We start from the raw sequence: 19,190 nt of genomic DNA, 5'->3' as shown, positions 1-19,190 counted from the left end.
GGGGGGGGGGGCTCGGCCGGGGCGGGTGGGGGGGTCACCAGTTGGTCGAGCCGGGGACCACCGGCCAGGGGCGGTCGGTCGGCTTGATCAGGTAGGCGATGCCGCCCGAGCCGCCGGCCACCGTGCCGTCGGCCCGGTGCCGCTTGGTCCGTAGCCAGATCTGCTCGAACTGGTCGCGTCGGTAGACGTTGCGTACCTCGGCGTTGGACGCGGACGCCGGGTCGTTGACGATCACGTCGCCGTCGGCGGTGAAACCGACGATCACGAACAGGTGCCCGGAGGTGCCGTAGTTCGACCCGTCCAGTTCGGTGTCGAGGAAGGACTGTGAGGTGACCACGGGGATGCCGGCGCGGATGAAGCGTTCCACCTCGTCGAGCGAGTGCAGCCGGGTCACCCGGGCCTCGATGCCGGGGAAGCTGGCGGCGTACGCGGTGTTGAACGGCCAGTTGCCCGCGCCCTCGTACTCGTTGTCCCAGGTCATCCGGGCGGCCTGGACGACCTGCGGGTCGGGGTGGCCGGGGTCGATCCAGGACAGGTCGGCCGCCGACGGGAGCCTGCCGTAGTACTCCAGCACCATCGTGGTGGACGTCGGGCTGCACCAGACCTGGCCGCCGCCGCCCCATTCGGGGTAGCTGCCCCGGTGGATCATCTGGGAGCGGGCCGGCACCGGCAGTTCGGTGCCCCAGGCGATGCCGCCCCGGCTCGGCGTGACCGTGAACCGGTCCGGCACGTGGGAACTCATCGCGCCGAGCATCCGGACCCGGGGTGCGGCGGCCTGGCCGGGCGCGCGGTAGAGGGTCAACCGGAGCTGGTACGACCGCAGCAGCACCCCGGCGTCGGCGTCGTCGATGGCGAACGTGTCGGTCCACACGCTGGACCAGGGGTCGCCCTGACCGTCCAGGGTGGCCCGGGCGATGTCCCCGTCGCCGGAGGCCCAGCGGGCCATGACGTACCACGGGGTGTTCTCGCCGGTGGAGTAGGTGCCCTGGAGTTCGACCTGGAGCCAGGTGCCGGCGGGGGTGTCGGCGTTCCAGGAGGCGACCAGTTCGGTGGCGTCGAAGCCGATCGGGGTGGGCGGCGAGGTCCAGGTGGCGTATTCCCAGGTGCGGGTGGTGCCGGTGTGTTCGTCGGTGAACTCGGTGGTGCCGGCGGGGCGGCCGATGGTGAGACCGGCGTCGTGGCCGGGTACGGCGTGGGTGCCCCGGTGGTTGCCGGCCCGCCAGTCGGGGTACCGGGACCACTCCTGGAAGGTGATCTGCTCGTCGTGCCCACCGGCGGGCGGGCGGTCCCCGGCGGGTGGACGGTCCCCGGCGGGCGGGCGGTCCCCGGCGGGTGGGTGTGTCCGGGTGGGTGACGGGCCGCCGGCCCGGACGGGTGCGGTGCTGGCGAGCAGGGTGAGGGTGGCGACGCCGACCAGGGCGACCGTGCGCAGGACTCTGCTGGACATGGCAACTCCGCAGGGTGGGGAATCGTTGCCGTTCACTGTCCCGCCTGGCAGGAAGTTTCGCCAGAGGTAGTCGCCAGGAAAACCATTGCCGGTATGACGATCCGGTCGGGATGGTGGGAGATAGTCACAGATATTGATATGACCATGTGACTGCTGGTGGAGTGGGCGCACAGCGGGATACCCCGTACCCCGAGGAGGACGTCCATGGCCTTCCGCACCTCCCCCTTCCGGCGTCGCCTGGCGCTGGCCGTCGTCGCCGGTCTCGGCCTCACCGCCGTCGCCACCGGGCCGGTCTCCGCCCGCCCGGCCCCGGAGCCCGAGCCCACCGCCGTCAGCTACCGCGTGCTCGGTCCGCGTACCCTCGCCGACCGCAACGCGGTCGCCCGCACCGGCGCGGCCATCGACTCCGCCGAGCACGGCGTGCTGTACGTCTCGGCCAACCGGTCCGAGGCCGCCGCCATCACCCGGCTCGGCTTCCGGTTGGAACGGGAGGTCGAGCCGGCCCCCGCCGAGGGCGCCCGCGCCAACGCCTTCCCGCCGGCCGACTCGAACTACCACGACTACGCCGAGCTGACCACCGTGGTCAACCAGGTGGTCGCCGACCACCCGGCGATCGCCCGCAAGATCAGCATCGGTCGGTCGTACGAGGGCCGCGACCTGATGGCGGTGAAGATCTCGGACAACGTCGGCACCGACGAGGCCGAACCGGAGATCCTGTTCAACTCCCAGCAGCACGCCCGCGAGCACCTGACCGTCGAGATGGCGATCTACCTGCTGAACCTGTTCACCGACAACTACGGCAGCGACTCGCGGATCACCAGCATCGTCAACTCCCGGGAGATCTGGATCGTCCCCACGGTCAACCCGGACGGCAGCGAGTACGACATCGCCACCGGCTCCTACCGGTCCTGGCGCAAGAACCGGCAGCCCAACAGTGGTGCGGCGGCGGTCGGCACCGACCTGAACCGCAACTGGGGCTACAACTGGGGCTGCTGCGGCGGCTCGTCCGGCGCGCCGTCGTCGAGCACCTACCGTGGGCCGTCCGCGTTCTCCGCGCCGGAGACCAAGGCGCTGCGGGACTTCGTCAACAGCCGGGTCGTCGGCGGGGTGCAGCAGATCAAGGCCAACATCGACTGGCACACCTACTCGCAGCTGGTGCTCTGGCCGTTCGGCTACACCACGGCGAACACCCCCAGCGGGATGACCGCCGACCAGTACAACACCTTCGCCACCCTCGGGCAGCGGATGGCGGCCACCAACGGCTACACCCCCGAGCAGTCCAGCGACCTCTACATCACCGACGGCGACAGCCTCGACTGGATGTGGGCGACCCACAAGATCTGGGCGTACACCTTCGAGATGTACCCCGGGGAGTCCGGGGCCGGCGGCGGCTTCTACCCGCCCGACGAGGTGATCCCCGCCCAGACCTCCCGCAACAAGGAGGCGGCGCTGCTCCTGGCCGAGTACGCCGACTGCCCCTACCGGGTCATCAACAAGCAGAGCACCTACTGCTGACCCCGCTGACCTGACTCCGGGTGGGGTCCCGTAAGCCCCCGACGGGGCCCCACCCACCCCTCCCGTCCGGACGATCTTCGCTGGTCGTGCGCTACCGTGGCACCCGATCGACCGCAGCGAAGCCGGTGCGAAACCGGCGCTGTCCCGCAACTGTGATGACCCACCGAGGCTCCCCGCCCTGCGCCGGAGCCGCCGCGACGCCCGGCCCGACGTGGCCGGCGTCGCCGTGTGTGGGGACGAGCCAGGTCGCCTGCGGTCGGTCGCGACACGCGCTCTCGAGGAAGGGCGCCTCGCGGACGGGCACGCACCGCGCTCCCTGTCGGCGAAGCACCACGCTCCTCGACCGACAGGAGGCCAGATGTCCCGACGTACCCCCCGGTTGTTCGCCGCGACCCTCGCGGTGGCCGCCCTCGCCCTCGGCGCGTGCGCCGAGAAGACCTCCTCCGACACCCCTGCCGCCGGCAGTAGCAGCTCCGGTGCGGCGGCCTTCCCGGCCACGGTGGGCAACCTCACCCTGGACAAGCGGCCCGAGAAGATCGTCTCGTTGTCGCCCACGGCGACCGAGATGCTCTTCGCCATCGGCGCAGGCAAGCAGGTCACCGCCGTCGACGACCAGTCGAACTACCCGGCCGACGCGCCCAGGAGCGAGCTGTCCGGCTTCCAGCCCAACGCCGAGGCGATCGCCGGCAAGAACCCCGACCTGGTGGTCCTCGCCAACGACACCAACAAGATCATCGCGCAGCTCACCGCGCTGAAGGTCCCGGTGCTGCTCACCCCGGCGGCGACCACCCTCGACGACACTTACCGGCAGCTCACCGACCTGGGCACGCTCACCGGCCACCCGACCGAGGCGGCCGACGTCACCGCCCGGATGAAGGACGAGATCGGCAAGCTCACCAAGGACCTGCCGCAGCGGTCGACGAAGCTGACCTACTACCACGAGCTGGGGCCGGAGCTGTACAGCGCGACCAGCAAGACCTTCATCGGCTCGATCTACGCGCTGGCCGGCCTGGAGAACATCGCCGACGCCTCCGACGCCGACGGCAAGAACGGCGGATACCCGCAGCTCTCCCAGGAGGTCATCGTCAAGGCGAACCCCGACTTCGTCTTCCTCGCCGACGTCAAGTGCTGCCAGCAGAGCGCCGACACGGTCAAGGCCCGCAGCGGCTGGGCCGGCGTCACCGCCGTCAAGAACAACCAGGTCGTCGCCCTCGACGACGACGTCGCCTCGCGCTGGGGGCCGCGCGTGGTCGACCTGCTCCGGTCGATCGTCGACGCCACCGCCAAGGTGCCGGCGTGACGGTCAGGTGACCGTGCGGTCCACACCCGCACCGGCCGGGACGCGCGACGCGTCCCGGCCGGCCCGCGTCACCGGTACGCCCCGACCGGCCGGCCTGCGCAAGCGCTGGCTCGCCGCCGGGGTGCTCGCCGTGCTGGTGGCACTGGTCGCCGGGGTGTCCCTCGGGCCGGTCAGCCTGCCGCCCGGCAGTGTCGCCGCCGAACTGCTCAACCTGCTGCCCGGGGTACGCCTGGACAGCGGGCTCACCGAACGCGAGATCGCCATCGTCACCGAGCTGCGGCTGCCCCGGGTCGTGCTCGGCCTGCTCGTCGGCGGCATGCTCGCCCTGGCCGGTGGCTGCTACCAGGGGGTGTTCCGCAACCCGTTGGCCGACCCGTACCTGCTGGGGGTGGCGGCCGGCGCGGGATTCGCGGTGACCGCGGTGATCACGCTGGGCGGCGTCGGGGCGGGCGGCGCGCTGACCGGGATGCCGGTCACCATCCCGCTCGCCGCGTTCGTCGGCTCGCTCGGTGCGGTCGCCCTGACGTACCTGCTCGGGGCGGCCGGCGGGCGGGACCGTTCCCCGGCCACCCTGATCCTGGCCGGGGTCGCGGTGTCCGCGTTCCTCGCCGCCGGGCAGACGTACCTGCTGCAACGGCACTCCGACAGCATCCAGCAGGTCTACTCCTGGCTGCTCGGCCGGCTGGGCACCGCCGGCTGGGGTGACGTGCGGCTGATCCTGCCGTACTTCGTGCTGACCACCGTGGTGGTGCTGCTGCACCGGCGGGAACTCGACGTGCTCTCCGTCGGCGACGACGAGGCGAGCGGTCTCGGGCTGCACCCGCAACGCTCCCGCTACCTGCTGATCGCCGCCGCCTCGCTGGGCACCGCCGCCGCCGTCTCCGCCTCGGGGCTGATCGGCTTCGTCGGGATCATCGTGCCGCACACCGTACGGCTGCTGGCCGGGTCGAGCCACCGGGTGATCCTGCCGCTGTCGCTGCTCTTCGGGGCGGCGTTCCTGGCGCTGACCGACGTGGTCGCCCGGACCGCCGCCGCCCCCGCCGAGATCCCGATCGGCGTGGTCACCGCCCTGCTCGGCGGCCCGTTCTTCGTCCTGGTCCTGCGCACCGCCCGCCGGGTGTTCCCGTGAGCAGTCCCGTGAGGGTGCCGGCGGTGCAGGTGCGAGGGCTGCACGTACGGCTCGGTGGGGCGGTGATCCTGGCCGGCGTCGACCTGACGGTCGCCCCGGGCGAGTGGGTCACCGTGATCGGGCCGAACGGCGCCGGCAAGTCGACCCTGCTGCGCGCCGTCGGCGGCCTGCTGCCCGCCCCGGGCGCGGTCTCCCTCTTCGGTACGCCGTCCGGCGCGCTGCGTCGCCGGGAGCGGGCCCGGGTGGTGGCGACGGTGGCGCAGTCCCCGGTGGTGCCGGCGGGCATGTCGGTGTTCGACTACGTCCTGCTGGGACGCACCCCGTACATCGCGCCGCTGGGCCGGGAGTCGGCGGCCGACCTGGCCGTCGTGCACGACGTCCTCGACCGGCTGGACCTGACCGGGTTCCACGGGCGGGAGCTGGCCACCCTCTCCGGCGGGGAACGGCAGCGGGTGTTCCTGGCCCGCGCCCTCGCCCAGGGTGCCACCCTGCTGCTGCTGGACGAGCCGACCAGTGCGCTGGACATCGGCCACCAGCAGGAGGTGCTGGAGCTGGTCGACCAGCTCCGCCGGACGCACGGCCTCACCGTGCTCGCCACCATGCACGACCTCTCCGTCGCCGGCGAGTACGCCGACCGGATGGTGCTGCTCGCCGACGGCCGGGTCGTCGCGGCGGGCCCGCCCGACCAGGTGCTCACCGAGGAGTTGCTGTCCCGCCACTACCGGGCCCGGGTCCGGGTCGTCCCCGGCGACCACGGTCCGCTGGTGGTGCCCAGCCGACCCGGCCCGCCGCGCCACTGACCTGCGGCGTCACCGTAGTCAGGCGGGGTCGGCGACGGGGCGCAGCAGGGAGAACCGGGCGCCCCCGGGGTCGCGCAGGGTGCTCCGGCGGCCGAGCAGGGTGTCCCGGGGCGGGGTGAGGATGGTGCCGCCGAGGGTGGTGGCGCGGGCGGCGGTCGCGTCGACGTCGGCGACCGCGAAGAACACCGACCAGTACGCCGGCCGCGCGGGGTCGGGGGTGGGCAGCATCCCGGCCACGATCCGGGCCCCGCACCGCCAGCCGGTGTAGCCGGGCCCTCCGGCGGGCTGCTCCTCCGGGTGCCAGCCGAAGACCAGCTCGTAGAAGACCTTCGCGCCCTCCGGGTCGGGGCTGACCAGCTCGTTCCAGCACATCGCCCCGGGGGCGTCGAGCAGTTCCGCGCCGGGCATCCGCATCTGCTGCCAGACGCTGAACACCGCGCCGGCCGGGTCGGCGAAGACCGCCATCCGGCCGGCGTCGAGAACGTCGAACGGGGCGACCAGCACCTGCCCGCCGGCCGCCTCGACCCGGGTGGTGACCAGGTCGGCGTCGTCGGTCGCCACGTACGTCGACCAGACCGGCTCCCGGCCCGGGTCGGCCGGTGGGCCGACGCCCGCCACCGCCCGGCCGTCCCTGCGGAAGGTGGTGTAGCCGGCCACTTCGGGTTCGGGCGCGATCCGGCCGGTCCAGCCGAACAGCTCCGGGTAGAACCGCCGGGCGGCGTCCAGGTCGGGGGTCGCCAGGTCGGTCCAGCAGGGCGTTCCCGCGGCGACGGTGCGCACCTCGGCCCCTCTCGGCTGGGGGCGTACGGGTCGACGCCCTGCCGGCATCGTGGCACCGGGCGGCGGCCGCCGGGCCGAACCGGCGTACAGGTCAACTGAACCGGCGACCCTCGTCCCGCCGGTACGCCCAGCCGGAGACCGTGGCGAGCAGCACGATCCAGACCCCGAGCATGGCCAGGGCGAGCGGGTCGGGCCGCCAGTCGCCGACCGCCGCCCACATCAGTTCGACCGCGCCCCGGGTGGGCAGGAAGGGGGCGATTACCTGGATGAAGCCGGGCGCGTCACCCGGCGCGGAGAGCAGGCCGCCGCCGAAGGCCAGCGGGAAGAAGATGACCTGCGCGACGACGATCGCCGCCTTGCTCGGCAGCGAGTAGCCGATGGCGAGCCCCAGCAGGGTGAACGGCACCGACACCACGGCCACGGTGGCCGCGCCGAGCAGCAGCCCGACCGGGGTGACCCGGGCGGCCGTGGCGACCGCCGCGATGACCACGACGGGCAGCATCGACAGGTACGTCAGCACCAGCCCGGCGAGGATCCGCCCGGCCAGTCGGGGGCCGGGCCCGGCCGGCAGGGTCCGGGTGTACGGGTTCCACGGCTGGTCGCGGTCCTCGGCGACGCCGACGCCGTACTGGAAGATGTTGGCGCTCATCACCGCGAAGGTGACCATCGCGGCGGTGGCGTAGGTCGCGCCGGTCGGGTCGTCCCCGGCGAACGGGACGACGAAGAAGAGCATCGCGGCGGCGGGGAAGAACGCGCTGCCGACCACGGCGACGGGGATGCGGATGGTCTCCAGGAGCTGGTAGCGGGCGTGGACCAGGGTGAGCGGCACGGCGTCGACTCCTCAGGCGGTGGGTCGGGCGGCGACGGCGGCGCCGGTGGCGGTGGTCGGGTCGGCGGTGATGGCGAGGAACGCCTCCTCCAGCGAGGTGGGGCGTACCTCCAGCTCGCGGAACGTCACCCCGGCGGTGACCAGGTCGCGGACCAGCTGGTCGGCGTCGGTGGTGAGCAGGTGGGTACGCCCCTCGGTGTGTTCGGTGGCGACCACCCCGGGCAGCGTGGGCAGGTCGTCGGCGACGAGGCTGACCCGGCGGACGCCGACGATGCCCCTGATCGCGTCGGTGCTGTCGTCGGCGAGCACCCGGCCCTGCCCGAGCACCACGACCCGCTGCGCCAGCGCCTCCACCTCCTCGAGGTAGTGGCTGCTGAGCAGCACCGTCCCGCCGTCGGCGTGGAACGACCGGATGGCCTCCCACAGGGTGTGCCGGGCCTCGACGTCCAGCCCGGTGGTCGGCTCGTCGAGGACGACGAGCCGGGGCCGGCCGACGAAGGCCAGCGCGACGGCGAGCCGCCGCCGCTGCCCGCCGGAGAGCCCGCCGGTCTGCCGTCGTGCCTGGTCGGTGAGGCCGAACCGGTCGAGCAGTTCGCCCCGGGGCACCGGGTCGGGGTAGTGCGCGGAGACGAAGTCGACCACCTCGCCGACCCGGAGGGTGCCGGGCAGGCCGGTCTCCTGCGGGGTGACCCCGAGTTGCCGCCGGGACGCCGGCCGGCGGGGGTCGCCGCCGAGGAGTTCGACCCGGCCGGCGGTGGGGCGGCGCAGCCCGACCAGCAGGTTGATCAGGGTGCTCTTGCCGGCGCCGTTCGGCCCGAGCAGGCCGACGAGTTCGCCGGTGGAGACGGTCAGGTCGGCCCGGTCGAGGGCGAGGACGTCGCCGTACCGGCGGGTGGCCTGGTCGGCGTGGGCGAGGATCATCGGGGCTCCCGGGGGTCGGCGGGGTCGAGCAGGGCGCGGATGTTCTCGGTGTACTCCTCGAACGCCCGCCGCCCGCGCCGGCTGAGCCGGACCAGGGTGGTCGGGGTGCGTCCGCGGTGGGTCTTGTCGATCTCGACGTAGCCGGCGTCCTCCAGCTTGCGCAGGTGGACGGAGAGGTTGCCGGCGGTCATCGCGAGCAGTTCCTGCAGGCGGGGGAAGGTGATCCGGTCGCCGTCGGCGAGGGTGGCCAGGGTGACCACCACCCGCAGCCTGGCCTGGGCGTGGATGACCGGGTCGAGTTCGCTCATCCGTGCCGCCGCCGGGCGAGCGCGCCGGCCACCAGCAGTCCGCCGCCGCCGGCCACCGACACCACCAGGGCGTGCCAGCCGGGGCCGGCGATGACGCCGACGATGTTGACGGCGGTGAGCCAGACGCCGAGGCGGTACAGGGTGCGGTCGAGCCAGATCGCGCCGCCGGCCATGTGCAGGGCACCGGTGAGCCCGACCGACAGCGCCGACCAGAGCAGCCCGGCGAGCTCGGGCGGCAGGCTGTCGGTGACCCGGCCGATGACCACGGACAGGCCGAAGAACCCGAGGCCCCACGCCGTGCCGTACCACCTGCCGCGCCGGGCCGACTCGCCGGCGACGTGCCGGTAGGCGCGGGCGCTGCCCACCCCGAAGACCACTGCGGCGGCGACGAGCAGCACGAAGAGCACGGTCAGCGGCAGCCAGGCGGGCATCGCGACGATGGTGCGGCCGTCGGGGGAGAACCGCAGGAAGTAGACCCCGAAGCCGATCAGCCAGGCGAATCCCCATGGCCAGTAGTGCACCCGGGGGTCGGGTTCCAGCCCGCGCACGGTGCTGGCCTGTTGCTCGTGGATCAGCCGCATCGCGGCGGCGGCGTCGATCGGGGCGTCGTCTTCGGGGGTCATGCAAACTACTTTAAAACACAAAGTCGAGCCGTCGGCCGTCCGGGTCGGCCACCGGACAGCGGGGCTCGGGCCAGCGGCGTGCGGTGGGGCGGCCGGCGGCGTGCGGTGGGCCGGCCGGCGGTCAGGTGCGGTCAGGCCGTCGGGCCGTCCGCCGGATCGGCCAGCGGGGCGGGCAGCGGGGCGGTGTGCAGCACCGACAACCGGGACACCGCCCGGGTCAACGCCACGTAGAGGCGGTGCAGGCCACGCGGCTCGGCGGCCACGATCGCGGCCGGCTCGACCACCACCACCTGGTCGTACTCCAGCCCCTTGACCAGGGTCGCGGGGACCACGGTGACCCGCGCCGAGGCCGCCACGTCGTCGGCGGTCGCGGTCGGCACCCCGGCGTCGGCCAGCGCCGCCCGCAGCCCCTCCACCGCGTCGTCGGCGGCGATCACCCCGACCGAACCGTCGTGCCCGAGCGCCGCGCGCACCTCGGCCACCGTCGCCGCCGTCAGGTCGGTCACGGTACGCACGTCGAGCGCGCCGTCGCGGCGCAGCGACACCGCCGGCGGTACGTCGACCGCCAGCGCCGGCAGCAGCCGGTTGGCGAACGCGACCACCGCGGCGGGCACCCGGAACCCGACGCTCAACGGCACCACCACCGCCTCCGGCTTGCCCAGGTGGGCCAGGGACTCGCGCCAGTCACTCGCCGCCCACGGCGCGGTGCCCTGGGCCAGGTCGCCGAGCAGGGTGATCGAACCGTGCTCGCTGCGCCTGGCGATGGCCCGGCACTGCATCGGCGACAGATCCTGCGCCTCGTCCACGACGACGTGCCCGAAGCCGGCGGGCCGTTCGATCAGCCCGGCCGCCTCGTCGATCAGCACCGTGTCGGCGGCCGTCCACCGGGTCGCCTTCGGCGTCCGGCCGAGCTTCGTGCCCGCCGCGCCCGACCGGCTCCTCACCGGCCCGGTGCCGGTCGGGCCGGCGGGGGTCGCCTCGCCGCGCAGCAGGGCCTGCTCGTCGGCGGTGAGCAGGCCGTCGGCGGCGGCGGCCAGGACGGCCGGGTCGCCCAGCACCGCGTGCACCAGGCCCTCCGGGGTGAGCGCCGGCCAGGCCGCGTCGAGGAAGGCGATCACCGGGCGGGCCCTGCCCATCCGGCGCAGCCAGGCGTCGCCCGGCGACTCGGCCCGGCGGGCCTCGGCCTGCCGTTGCAGCAACCCGACCACCCGGGCCCGGACCCGCTCCCGCCCGGTGTCGTACGGCAGGCCCTCCCGCCGGGTCTCCTCGATCACCCGGTGCAGCGGGTCCAGCCCGATCCGCCAGCGGAACGACCCGTCCGACACCATGATCGGCTCGGTCGGCGCGGTGATCAGCTGGTCCGCCGCCCGCCGCAGCACCCCGGCCATCCGGGGATCGTGCTTGAGGGCGGCGACCGCCGGATCGTCGACCGCGCGGACGGGCACCCGGGCGACCAGGTCCTCCACGGTGGCCTGGGCCACCTCGACCTCGCCGAGGGCGGGCAGCACCGCCGCGATGTACGACAGGAACGCCCGGTTCGGGCCGACGATCAGCACCCCGGCCCGGCGCAGCCGTTCCCGGTGCAGATAGAGCAGGTACGCGGCGCGGTGCAGCCCGACCGCCGTCTTGCCGGTGCCCGGCGCGCCCTGGACGCAGATCGAGTCGGCCAGGTCCGCCCGGACCAGCTCGTCCTGCTCGGGCTGGATGGTGGCGACGATGTCCCGCATCGGCCCGACCCGGGGGCGTTCGATCTCGGCGGTGAGGATGCGGCTGGCCGTGCCCAGTTCCTCACCCCGGTCCAGGTGCTCGTCCTCGAAGCTGGTCAGCGCCCCGGCGTTGAACCCGAACCGCCGTCGTACCGCGATGCCCTGCGGGTCCCGGGCGCTGGCCCGGTAGAACGAGCGGGAGACCGGGGCCCGCCAGTCCAGCACCAGCGGCTCGCCCCGGTCGTCGGTGACGTGCCGCCGGCCGACGTGGTAGCCCCGGCCGGCGTGCTCCGGGTCGGTGGGGCCGAAGTCCAGGCGGCCGAAGAAGAGCGCGGTGGTGGGGTCGTCGGCCAGCTCGGCGACCCGCCGGGCCAGGTGCCGGCCGAGCTGCTCGGCGGTGTACGCGTCCCCGGCGACCTTGTCACCGGTGGCGAAGAGCGACTCGGCGCGGTCGCGCATCCGTCGTAGCGCCTGCCGGGAGGTTGCCAGGTCGGCCCGCTCGGCGGCGAGCTCGTCGTCCAGGGACTGTTCGGGGGCGTGCAGGGTCATCCTCGTACTCCTCGACACGGGAAGAACACTGCCGCTCGCGTTTCCGACCCGTGGTCGGCGCGGGGACGTCCGCTACGGTGCTACACACCTCGGCCGTCGGGCGGGACAAAGTAGCCTACTACCGCCGGCCGGCCCGGCAACCGAATTACCGCTGGGTCCGGCTGCCCTGCCGGGCCGGAGTGCGGCGGTGCGGGGTTGGCCACTGTCCGGGCCTCCCGGTGAGCCGGTACGGGCCGGCGGGGATACGGTCGGGGCATGGTTGAGCGCGTGGCACGTCCCCGGGTCGGGCACATCCAGTTCCTGAACTGCCTGCCGATCTACTGGGGCCTGATGCGTTCCGGCGCGCTGCTCGACGTCGACCTGCACAAGGACTCGCCGGACCGGCTCAGCGCGGCGTTGGTCGCCGGTGACCTGGACATCGGCCCGATCTCCCAGGTGGAGTACCTGCGGCACGCCGACGAGCTGCTGCTCCTGCCGGACCTGGCGGTGGGCAGCGACGGCCCGGTGCTCTCGGTCAACGTGGTCTCCACCCGGCCGCTGGCCGAGCTGGACGGCCGCCGGGTCGCGCTCGGCTCGACGTCGCGGACCGGGGTGCTGCTGGCGCAGCTCCTACTCGCCGACCGGTACGGCGTCCACCCGGAGTACTTCCGCTGCCCGCCGGATCTGACCCAGATGCTGCTGGAGGCCGACGCCGGGGTGCTGATCGGGGACGTGGCGCTGCGCGCCCTCTACGAGGCGCCGGGTCGGGGGCTGGCGGTGACCGACCTGGGCCAGGCGTGGCGGGAGTGGACCGGGCTGCCGATGGTGTTCGCCGTCTGGGCGGTCCGCCGGGACTTCGCCGCCGCGCACCCGGGCCTGGTCAAAGAGGTGCACGAGGCGTTCCTGCGCTCCCGTGACCTGTGCCTGGCCGAGCTGGACCAGGTGGCTGCGGCGGCGGCCCGCTGGGAGCCGTTCGACGCGGCGACCCTGGCCACGTACTTCCGCGCCCTCGACTTCTCGCTGGGCGGGCGGCAGGTCGCCGGCCTGCGCGAGTTCGCCAGGCGGGCGGCGGCGACCGGCGAGGCCCCCGCCCTGCCCGAGGGCGGCCCGGAGTTCTTCGCCGGCTGACCCGCCGGCCCGGCTCCGGACCGGCCCGGTCAGGTGGTGGGGCCGATGAGGGCTTCGGTGATCTTCTGGCAGTTCTTCATGCCGTACTCGTAGCCCAGGTTGATCGGGTAGCGGACCATCACGCCCATCGTCCAGGTGTCGCCGATGGCCAGGCAGTTGATGTGCATCTCCTGCTCGCGGGTCCGGTCGATCCAGCCGTTCTTGATGGCGATCTTCTTCTGCTGGGCCGCCGGGAACGCCTTGCGGATGCCGAAGTCACCCGATCCCCGGACCAGCCTCATCTCGTTGAGCAGCCACTTGGTCCACTTGGGGCCGGCGGCGCGACCGTCGGCGATGCAGTTGCCGAGCCGGGCGGCGTCGCGGGGGGAGAGGTTGGTCCGGCTCCAGCCACCGTCGGCGGCCACGCTGCTGTCGGTGAGCTTGCACAGCGAGATCAGCCGCTTGATCGAGGCGGACCGGCCGACCCCGTTGTAGAACTGCTCGGCCCGGGTGTTGTCGCTGTCCCGGATGATCCGGGTGGCGTCGGCGAGCTTGGCGTCGCTCGGGGTCTGCCCGTCCTCGGCCGCCCGGCGCAGGTAGTCGGCGACGATCCACGACTTGATCAGCGAGGCGGTGGTGCTGGTCTCGGCCATGTTGTCCGAGCCGATGATCGCGCCGGTGCGGCGGTCCAGGACGCTCCAGGCGTACCAGCCCTTGATGTCGAGGTCGAGGTCCCGGTCCGCGAAGGGCAGCGGGGTGAGCGAGGGGGTCGGCGACGGTGCCGGGGTCGGCCGGCTGCGGCGGTCGACCGCCGACCCGGTGGACCGGGACTCGGTGGACGCGTCACCCCAGCGTGAGGCGGCGGTGGACTCCATCGGTGAGCCGGGGAGCAGCCGCAGCGAGACGAGCACGAGACCGGTGAGCACCGCGGCGACCGCGACGATCTGCAACGGGCGGTGGTCCCGTCGGGCGGAGCGGCCGGGCCGCCGGCTGCCCGGCATCAGAGCTTCCCGAGCGGCTGCGGCACCTTGAGCGCGGCGCCGGGCTGCGGGGAGACCAGTTGGGTGGCGACGCTGGCGCACACCTTGGCACCGTAGGTCAACTGCTGGCGGACCGGGTAGCGCATCATCACGGCGAGGCTCCACTTGTCGGTGACGGCGAGGCAGCTGACGTGCCAGTTGCCGTCGTAGCTGAGGGGGGTCCAGCCGTTCTTCATCGAGACCGGGCCCTGCTTGATGATCTCGTCGGGCAGCCCGTCGATGATGCCCCACCGGCCGCCGCCGGCGCGGGCGAGCTGCTTGCTCACGCTGCCCCGGACCTGGGCCATCTCGTTGAGCACCCACTTGGTCCAGTGGGGGCCGGCGGCCTTGCCGTCGGCGATGCAGTCACCGAGCCGGACGGCGTCGCGGGGGGACATCCGGGTGAAGCTCCACCAGCCCTCGTAGCCGGGGACGTTGCCGGGCTTGGTGTCCTTGAGGCCGCAGATTTCGATCGCCCGCTTGAGCACCGGGCCGGGCTGGCCGTTGTCCAGCGCCCGGTACGAGCCGCCCGACTTCGCGTAGATCCGGTTGGTGGCGTCGTCGTTGCTGTCCCGGATGGCCAGGCTCGCGTTCTTCAACATCGCTGCCGGCGGTTTCTGGTCGCCGAGCTCGCGCAGGTAGTCGGAGACGATCCAGACCTTGAGCATCGATTCGGTGGAGCTGGTCGAGGTCATGTTCTTCGAGCCGGAGAGCTGACCGGTCTTGCGGTCCTGCAGGGCCCAGGCGAAGAACTCGCCCTTGAAGTTGACCGTGACCGTGCCGGCGGCCAGGGTGGGCGCCGGTGGCGCGGTGGGCGCGGGTGTCGGCACCTTCTCCGCCGTGCCGCCGCCGGAGCCGCCGGTCGGGTCGTCGCCGGCGAGCTTGGCGTAGGCGGTCGGCACCAGCAGGCCGGTGCCGAGCAGCACCGCCATGACGGCGAGCACCATGATCACGCGAGATCGCATGCGTGGGTGAGCTCCAGATGTCAGGGCCGGGGGGACCGGCCGCTTCCGCGGGTGTCGGCTCGACCGCCGAGGCCGGGGGAGTGGCCTGTGTCTCGGTGGCGATCGTCGGTAGCCGATCGGTGGTGACCGGGGAAGTCTACGTCCGGACAGCCGACTCGCCAGAATCCGACGCACGGCAAACTGCCGGTAAGTCGAGATAAAGGCACGGTTTGCGCCTCTTGTAGGTATTCATCTTTGATCAGTGACCCAAGTCATAGCCGACCAGGTCTCCTGGTGTCGACCGAGCGCATCCGCCTGGTAACGGAAGCCGCTACTCAAATCCTGTTACACCCTCTGGTGTCCTTGGAGGCGAGCTGTAACACTTGACGAATGTATGGCAACGACTTCGCCCCGGAGCAGGACGCGCCCGGTGGTGGCCTGCTCGGTCAGGTCGAGGCCGCCGAGGCGGCGCTGCGCGAGGCGGCGGCCCGCGCCCGGGAGGGTTCCCCCACGCCCGGCGCCGACCCGGCGGCGTACTTCGCCGACGTGATCGACGCCGACCAGAAGATCGAACCCCGCGACTGGATGCCCGACGCCTACCGTCGGACGCTGGTCCGGCAGATCGCCCAGCACGCCCACTCGGAGATCATCGGCATGCAGCCCGAGGGGAACTGGATCAGCCGGGCCCCCTCGCTCAAGCGCAAGGCCATCCTGCTGGCCAAGGTGCAGGACGAGGCCGGCCACGGCCTCTACCTCTACGCCGCCGCCGAGACCCTCGGCGTCAGCCGCGACGAACTTGTCGAACTGCTGCTCGACGGTCGGCAGAAGTACAGCTCGATCTTCAACTACCCCACCCTCACCTGGGCCGACGTGGGCGCGATCGGTTGGCTGGTGGACGGCGCGGCGATCGTCAACCAGGTCCCGCTGTGCCGCTGCTCCTACGGGCCGTACGCGCGGGCGATGATCCGGGTCTGCAAGGAGGAGTCGTTCCACCAGCGGCAGGGCTACGAGATCCTGCACACCCTGGCGCACGGCACCCCGGCCCAGCAGGCGATGGCGCAGGACGCGCTCGACCGCTGGTGGTACCCGTCACTGGCGATGTTCGGGCCGCCGGACGGTGACTCCACCCACTCCGCGCAGTCGATGGCCTGGAAGATCAAGCGGTTCTCCAACGACGAGCTGCGGCAGCGCTTCGTCGACATGTGCGTGCAACAGGCGGAGGTCCTCGGGCTCCGCATCCCCGACCCCGACCTGCGCTGGAACGACGAGCGGCAGGCGTACGACTTCACCCAGCCCGACTACGACGAGCTGATGCGGGTGATCTCCGGTGAGGGCCCCTGCAACCGGCAACGGATGGAACACCGGCGACGGGCCCACGCCGACGGTGCCTGGGTCCGCGAGGCCGCCACGGCGTACGCCGCGAAGCGGGCCGGGCGGACCCGGGCCGCCGACCAGCGGGAGAAGGTGGCCGCGTGAGCGAGCAGAACGAACCGCCCCGGACGCCGGCGACCTCGCCGCTGTGGGAGGTCTTCGTCCGGGCCCGACGGGGGCTGTCGCACACCCACGTCGGCAGCCTGCACGCCCCCGACGCCGAGCTGGCCCTGCGCAACGCCCGGGACCTCTACACCCGCCGGCAGGAGGGCGTCTCCATCTGGGTGGTGCCGGCCGGTGCGATCACCGCGTCCAGCCCCGACGAGAAGGACGCCTTCTTCGACCCGGCCGCCGACAAGGTCTACCGCCACCCCACCTTCTACGAGGTGCCGGACGGGGTGGCCCACCTGTGAACGGCCCCTTCGACTTCACCCTCGCCCTCGGCGACGACGCGCTGGTGGCCGCCCAGCGGCTCGGCGAGTGGGCCACCCGCGCGCCCGAGATGGAAGAGGACATCGCGCTGGCCAACATCGCCCTCGACCAGCTCGGCGCGGCCCGCCTGCTGCTGTCGTACGCGGGGGAGCTGGAGGGCGCCGGCCGGGACGAGGACGCGCTGGCGTACCTGCGCGACGACCGGGAGTTCCGCAACTGTCTGCTGGTCGAGCTGCCCAACGGCGACTTCGCGGTGACCATGGTGAAGCTGCTGCTGCTCTCGGCCTACCAGGTGCCGCTCTACACCGCGCTGGCCGGCTGCCCCGACGAGCGGCTCGCCGCGATCGGCGCGAAGGCGCGCAAGGAGTCCGCCTACCACCTGGACCACTCCGCGCTGTGGGTGAAGCGGCTCGGCGACGGCACCGACGAGTCGCACCGCCGGGCCCAGGCCGCGCTGGACCAGCTCTGGCCGTACCACCACGAGCTGTTCGCGGCGGACCCGGCGGCACCTGTCGACCCGGCCACCCTGCGCGCCGGCTTCGACGCCGTGGTGCAGCCGGTGCTGGCCGAGGCCACCCTGACCCGGCCGGAGACCGGCTGGACGCCGGGCGGCGGCCGTGACGGCGTACACACCGAGCACCTGTCCTTCCTGCTGGCCGAGATGCAGGTGCTGCACCGCGCCCACCCCGGGGCCCGGTGGTGAGCGGGTCGGGCCGGGGACGGCGGCGGTGACCGACCCCAGGACGGCCGTCGCGGCGGTGGTGGACCCGGAGATCCGGGTGATCACCATCGACGAGCTGGGCATCCTGCGGGCGGTCGACGAGGACCCGGCCACCGGTCGGGTGGTCGTCACGATCACTCCCACCTACACCGGCTGCCCGGCGATGGACGTGATCCGGACGGACATCCGGCGGGCCCTGACGGTCGCCGGGCATCCCGACGCCGAGGTGCGCACCGTCTACACCCCGGCCTGGAGCACCGACTGGATCTCCGCCGCCGGGCGGGCCAAGCTCGCCGCCGCCGGGATCGCCCCGCCCGGCCCGCGCGGCGACGGCACGGCGGTGCCGGTGACCCTGGCCGTGCGCTGCCCACGTTGCGGTTCGCCGGAGACCGAGCAGGTCAGCCGGTTCGGCTCCACCGCATGCAAGGCGCTCTGGCGCTGCCGTTCCTGCTCCGAACCCTTCGACCACCTGAAGGCGCTGTGACTGTCACGATCTCCCGCCCGGTCCGTCGTCGGCCGGCCTTCCACCCGCTTCCGGTCGCCGCCGTCGACCGGCTCACCGACGACGCCGTGGCGATCACCTTCGCGGTGCCCGAGGAGCTGCGGGAGACCTTCGCGTTCTCCGCCGGCCAGCACCTGACCGTACGGCTGCCGGCGGCGTCGTCGGACGCGGCCGGCACCGGCGGCGGGCCCGGGGCCGGGGCGGACGTGCGGCGGTCGTACTCGATCTGCTCGACGCCTGACGACCTGGCCCGGCACGGCCGGCTGCGGATCGGGGTGCGGGAGATCCCCGGCGGCGCGTTCTCCAGCTACGCCTGCGGCGCGCTGCGGCACGGCGACACCGTCGAGGTGCTGCCCCCGCTGGGGCACTTCACCACGGCGTTCGCGCCGGACCGGGTGCGGCACTACGGCGCGGTGGTCGCCGGTTCCGGGATCACCCCGGTGCTCGCGCTGGTCGCGACCGCCCTGACCGTCGAGCCGGCCAGCACCTTCACCCTGGTGTACGGCAACCGCACGGCGAACACGGTGATGTTCGCCGAGGAGCTGGCCGACCTGAAGGACCGTCACCCGACCCGGCTGCACCTGGTGCACGTGCTCTCCCGGGAGCCGGGCGAGTCGCCGTTGCTCTCCGGCCGGATCGACGCCGACCGGCTGGGCCGGCTGCTGGACACCATCGTGCCCGGCGACGCCATCGCCGAGTGGTTCCTCTGCGGCCCGTACCAGCTCGTGCTGGACGCGAAGGCGGTGCTGACCGGCCGGGGCCTGCCCGAGTCGGCGGTGCACACCGAGCTGTTCCACGTCGACGCCCCACCGGAGCCGGTACGCCGCAGCGGGGAGCCGACAGGCGGCGCGGAGGTGACGATCGTGCTGGACGGCCGGTCGTCGCGGTTCACCATGGGCCGGGACGAGCGGGTGCTGGACGCGGCGCTGAAGGTGCGCGGCGAACTGCCGTACGCGTGCAAGGGCGGGGTCTGCTCGACCTGCCGGGCGAAGGTCGTCTCGGGCGAGGTGACGATGGCCCGCAACTATGCGCTGGAGCCGGACGAGGTGGCCGCCGGGTACGTGCTGACCTGCCAGTCCAGCCCTCTCACCGACACCCTCACGGTCGACTACGACGGATAGCGTCGTCGGCCGCGTCCCGCCCCGGCCGGCGGGTCTGGGCGGGTGAGGGGTGGGGATGCGTGATCACATTGCTGTCTCGCGCATCTT

18 protein-coding genes and 1 pseudogene are annotated in these 19,190 nt (G+C 73.2%); 10 read left to right on the top strand and 9 right to left on the bottom strand.

Annotated features, from left to right (window positions below; genetic code table 11):
* Window positions 1-34: 34 nt before the first annotated feature.
* On the bottom strand, window positions 35-1,447 hold the full coding sequence (locus B5D80_RS34890; protein WP_088646181.1) for a C39 family peptidase: 1,413 nt from the start codon (window positions 1,445-1,447) through the stop codon (window positions 35-37).
* A gap of 204 nt (window positions 1,448-1,651) precedes the next feature.
* On the opposite strand from B5D80_RS34890, the pseudogene B5D80_RS23930 reads away from it, so the two are divergent.
* From B5D80_RS23930 to B5D80_RS23915, 4 genes and pseudogenes are all read left to right on the top strand, one after another.
* Window positions 1,652-2,959: pseudogene (locus B5D80_RS23930) on the top strand (M14 family metallopeptidase); the annotation flags it as partial.
* A 361-nt stretch (window positions 2,960-3,320) separates the two neighbouring features.
* Window positions 3,321-4,262: an ABC transporter substrate-binding protein gene (locus B5D80_RS23925; RefSeq protein WP_088646179.1), complete on the top strand. Its 942-nt coding sequence runs from the start codon at window positions 3,321-3,323 to the stop codon at window positions 4,260-4,262.
* Between the two features lie 94 nt (window positions 4,263-4,356).
* Window positions 4,357-5,391, top strand: a complete 1,035-nt coding sequence (locus B5D80_RS23920) for a FecCD family ABC transporter permease (protein WP_211291625.1) — start codon at window positions 4,357-4,359, stop codon at window positions 5,389-5,391.
* Window positions 5,392-5,399: 8 nt separating this feature from the next.
* Window positions 5,400-6,191 carry an ABC transporter ATP-binding protein gene (locus tag B5D80_RS23915; protein WP_088646182.1) on the top strand — a complete coding sequence of 264 codons (792 nt, stop codon included), beginning with the start codon at window positions 5,400-5,402 and terminating at the stop codon, window positions 6,189-6,191.
* An 18-nt stretch (window positions 6,192-6,209) separates the two neighbouring features.
* On the opposite strand, the gene B5D80_RS23910 is transcribed toward B5D80_RS23915, so the two are convergent.
* The 6 genes from B5D80_RS23910 to B5D80_RS23885 all read right to left on the bottom strand — a co-directional run bounded on the left by B5D80_RS23910 (window position 6,210) and on the right by B5D80_RS23885 (window position 11,907).
* Window positions 6,210-7,019 carry a VOC family protein gene (locus tag B5D80_RS23910; protein WP_088646177.1) on the bottom strand — a complete coding sequence of 270 codons (810 nt, stop codon included), beginning with the start codon at window positions 7,017-7,019 and terminating at the stop codon, window positions 6,210-6,212.
* A gap of 43 nt (window positions 7,020-7,062) precedes the next feature.
* Window positions 7,063-7,800 (bottom strand): ABC transporter permease, encoded by a 738-nt coding sequence (locus tag B5D80_RS23905; protein ID WP_088646176.1) that lies wholly within the window; start codon window positions 7,798-7,800, stop codon window positions 7,063-7,065.
* A 12-nt stretch (window positions 7,801-7,812) separates the two neighbouring features.
* Complete coding sequence (locus B5D80_RS23900) at window positions 7,813-8,721, bottom strand: ABC transporter ATP-binding protein (RefSeq protein WP_088646175.1); 909 nt, start codon at window positions 8,719-8,721, stop codon at window positions 7,813-7,815.
* A complete protein-coding gene (locus B5D80_RS23895; protein ID WP_088646174.1) occupies window positions 8,718-9,029 on the bottom strand; it encodes a winged helix-turn-helix domain-containing protein in 312 nt (103 codons plus the stop codon). Before B5D80_RS23895 ends, B5D80_RS23900 begins: the two co-directional genes overlap by 4 nt.
* Complete coding sequence (locus tag B5D80_RS23890; RefSeq protein WP_088646173.1) at window positions 9,026-9,652, bottom strand: transporter; 627 nt, start codon at window positions 9,650-9,652, stop codon at window positions 9,026-9,028. Before B5D80_RS23890 ends, B5D80_RS23895 begins: the two co-directional genes overlap by 4 nt.
* A gap of 131 nt (window positions 9,653-9,783) precedes the next feature.
* Window positions 9,784-11,907, bottom strand: a complete 2,124-nt coding sequence (locus B5D80_RS23885; protein ID WP_088646172.1) for a HelD family protein — start codon at window positions 11,905-11,907, stop codon at window positions 9,784-9,786.
* Between the two features lie 255 nt (window positions 11,908-12,162).
* On the opposite strand from B5D80_RS23885, the gene B5D80_RS23880 reads away from it, so the two are divergent.
* Window positions 12,163-13,014 carry a menaquinone biosynthetic enzyme MqnA/MqnD family protein gene (locus tag B5D80_RS23880; protein WP_088646171.1) on the top strand — a complete coding sequence of 284 codons (852 nt, stop codon included), beginning with the start codon at window positions 12,163-12,165 and terminating at the stop codon, window positions 13,012-13,014.
* Window positions 13,015-13,043: 29 nt separating this feature from the next.
* On the opposite strand, the gene B5D80_RS23875 is transcribed toward B5D80_RS23880, so the two are convergent.
* On the bottom strand, window positions 13,044-13,994 hold the full coding sequence (locus B5D80_RS23875) for a hypothetical protein (RefSeq protein ID WP_088646170.1): 951 nt from the start codon (window positions 13,992-13,994) through the stop codon (window positions 13,044-13,046).
* Window positions 13,994-14,977, bottom strand: a complete 984-nt coding sequence (locus tag B5D80_RS23870) for a hypothetical protein (protein ID WP_088646169.1) — start codon at window positions 14,975-14,977, stop codon at window positions 13,994-13,996. The genes B5D80_RS23875 and B5D80_RS23870 overlap by 1 nt, the downstream gene beginning before the upstream one ends.
* A gap of 369 nt (window positions 14,978-15,346) precedes the next feature.
* Here B5D80_RS23870 and paaA point away from each other — a divergent pair, with 369 nt between their 5' ends.
* The 5 genes from paaA to paaE are packed head-to-tail and all read left to right on the top strand — an operon-like array spanning window position 15,347 to window position 19,103.
* The gene (gene paaA, locus B5D80_RS23865; protein WP_088646168.1) at window positions 15,347-16,432 is read left to right on the top strand and encodes a 1,2-phenylacetyl-CoA epoxidase subunit PaaA; all 1,086 of its coding nucleotides are present in this window, start codon (window positions 15,347-15,349) and stop codon (window positions 16,430-16,432) included.
* Complete coding sequence (gene paaB, locus B5D80_RS23860) at window positions 16,429-16,740, top strand: 1,2-phenylacetyl-CoA epoxidase subunit PaaB (RefSeq protein WP_088646167.1); 312 nt, start codon at window positions 16,429-16,431, stop codon at window positions 16,738-16,740. Before paaA ends, paaB begins: the two co-directional genes overlap by 4 nt.
* Complete coding sequence (paaC, locus tag B5D80_RS23855) at window positions 16,737-17,462, top strand: 1,2-phenylacetyl-CoA epoxidase subunit PaaC (protein WP_088646166.1); 726 nt, start codon at window positions 16,737-16,739, stop codon at window positions 17,460-17,462. The genes paaB and paaC overlap by 4 nt, the downstream gene beginning before the upstream one ends.
* A 25-nt stretch (window positions 17,463-17,487) precedes the next feature.
* Window positions 17,488-17,964 carry a 1,2-phenylacetyl-CoA epoxidase subunit PaaD gene (paaD, locus tag B5D80_RS23850; protein WP_088646165.1) on the top strand — a complete coding sequence of 159 codons (477 nt, stop codon included), beginning with the start codon at window positions 17,488-17,490 and terminating at the stop codon, window positions 17,962-17,964.
* On the top strand, window positions 17,961-19,103 hold the full coding sequence (gene paaE / locus B5D80_RS23845) for a 1,2-phenylacetyl-CoA epoxidase subunit PaaE (protein ID WP_088646164.1): 1,143 nt from the start codon (window positions 17,961-17,963) through the stop codon (window positions 19,101-19,103). The genes paaD and paaE overlap by 4 nt, the downstream gene beginning before the upstream one ends.
* Window positions 19,104-19,190: the final 87 nt, after the last annotated feature.

It is taken from the genome of Micromonospora wenchangensis (assembly GCF_002210435.1).
In the GTDB taxonomy this organism is placed as follows: domain Bacteria; phylum Actinomycetota; class Actinomycetes; order Mycobacteriales; family Micromonosporaceae; genus Micromonospora; species Micromonospora wenchangensis.
The sequence above is the reverse complement of the archived record's forward strand: the minus strand, read 5'-3'. Positions and strand labels throughout refer to the sequence as shown.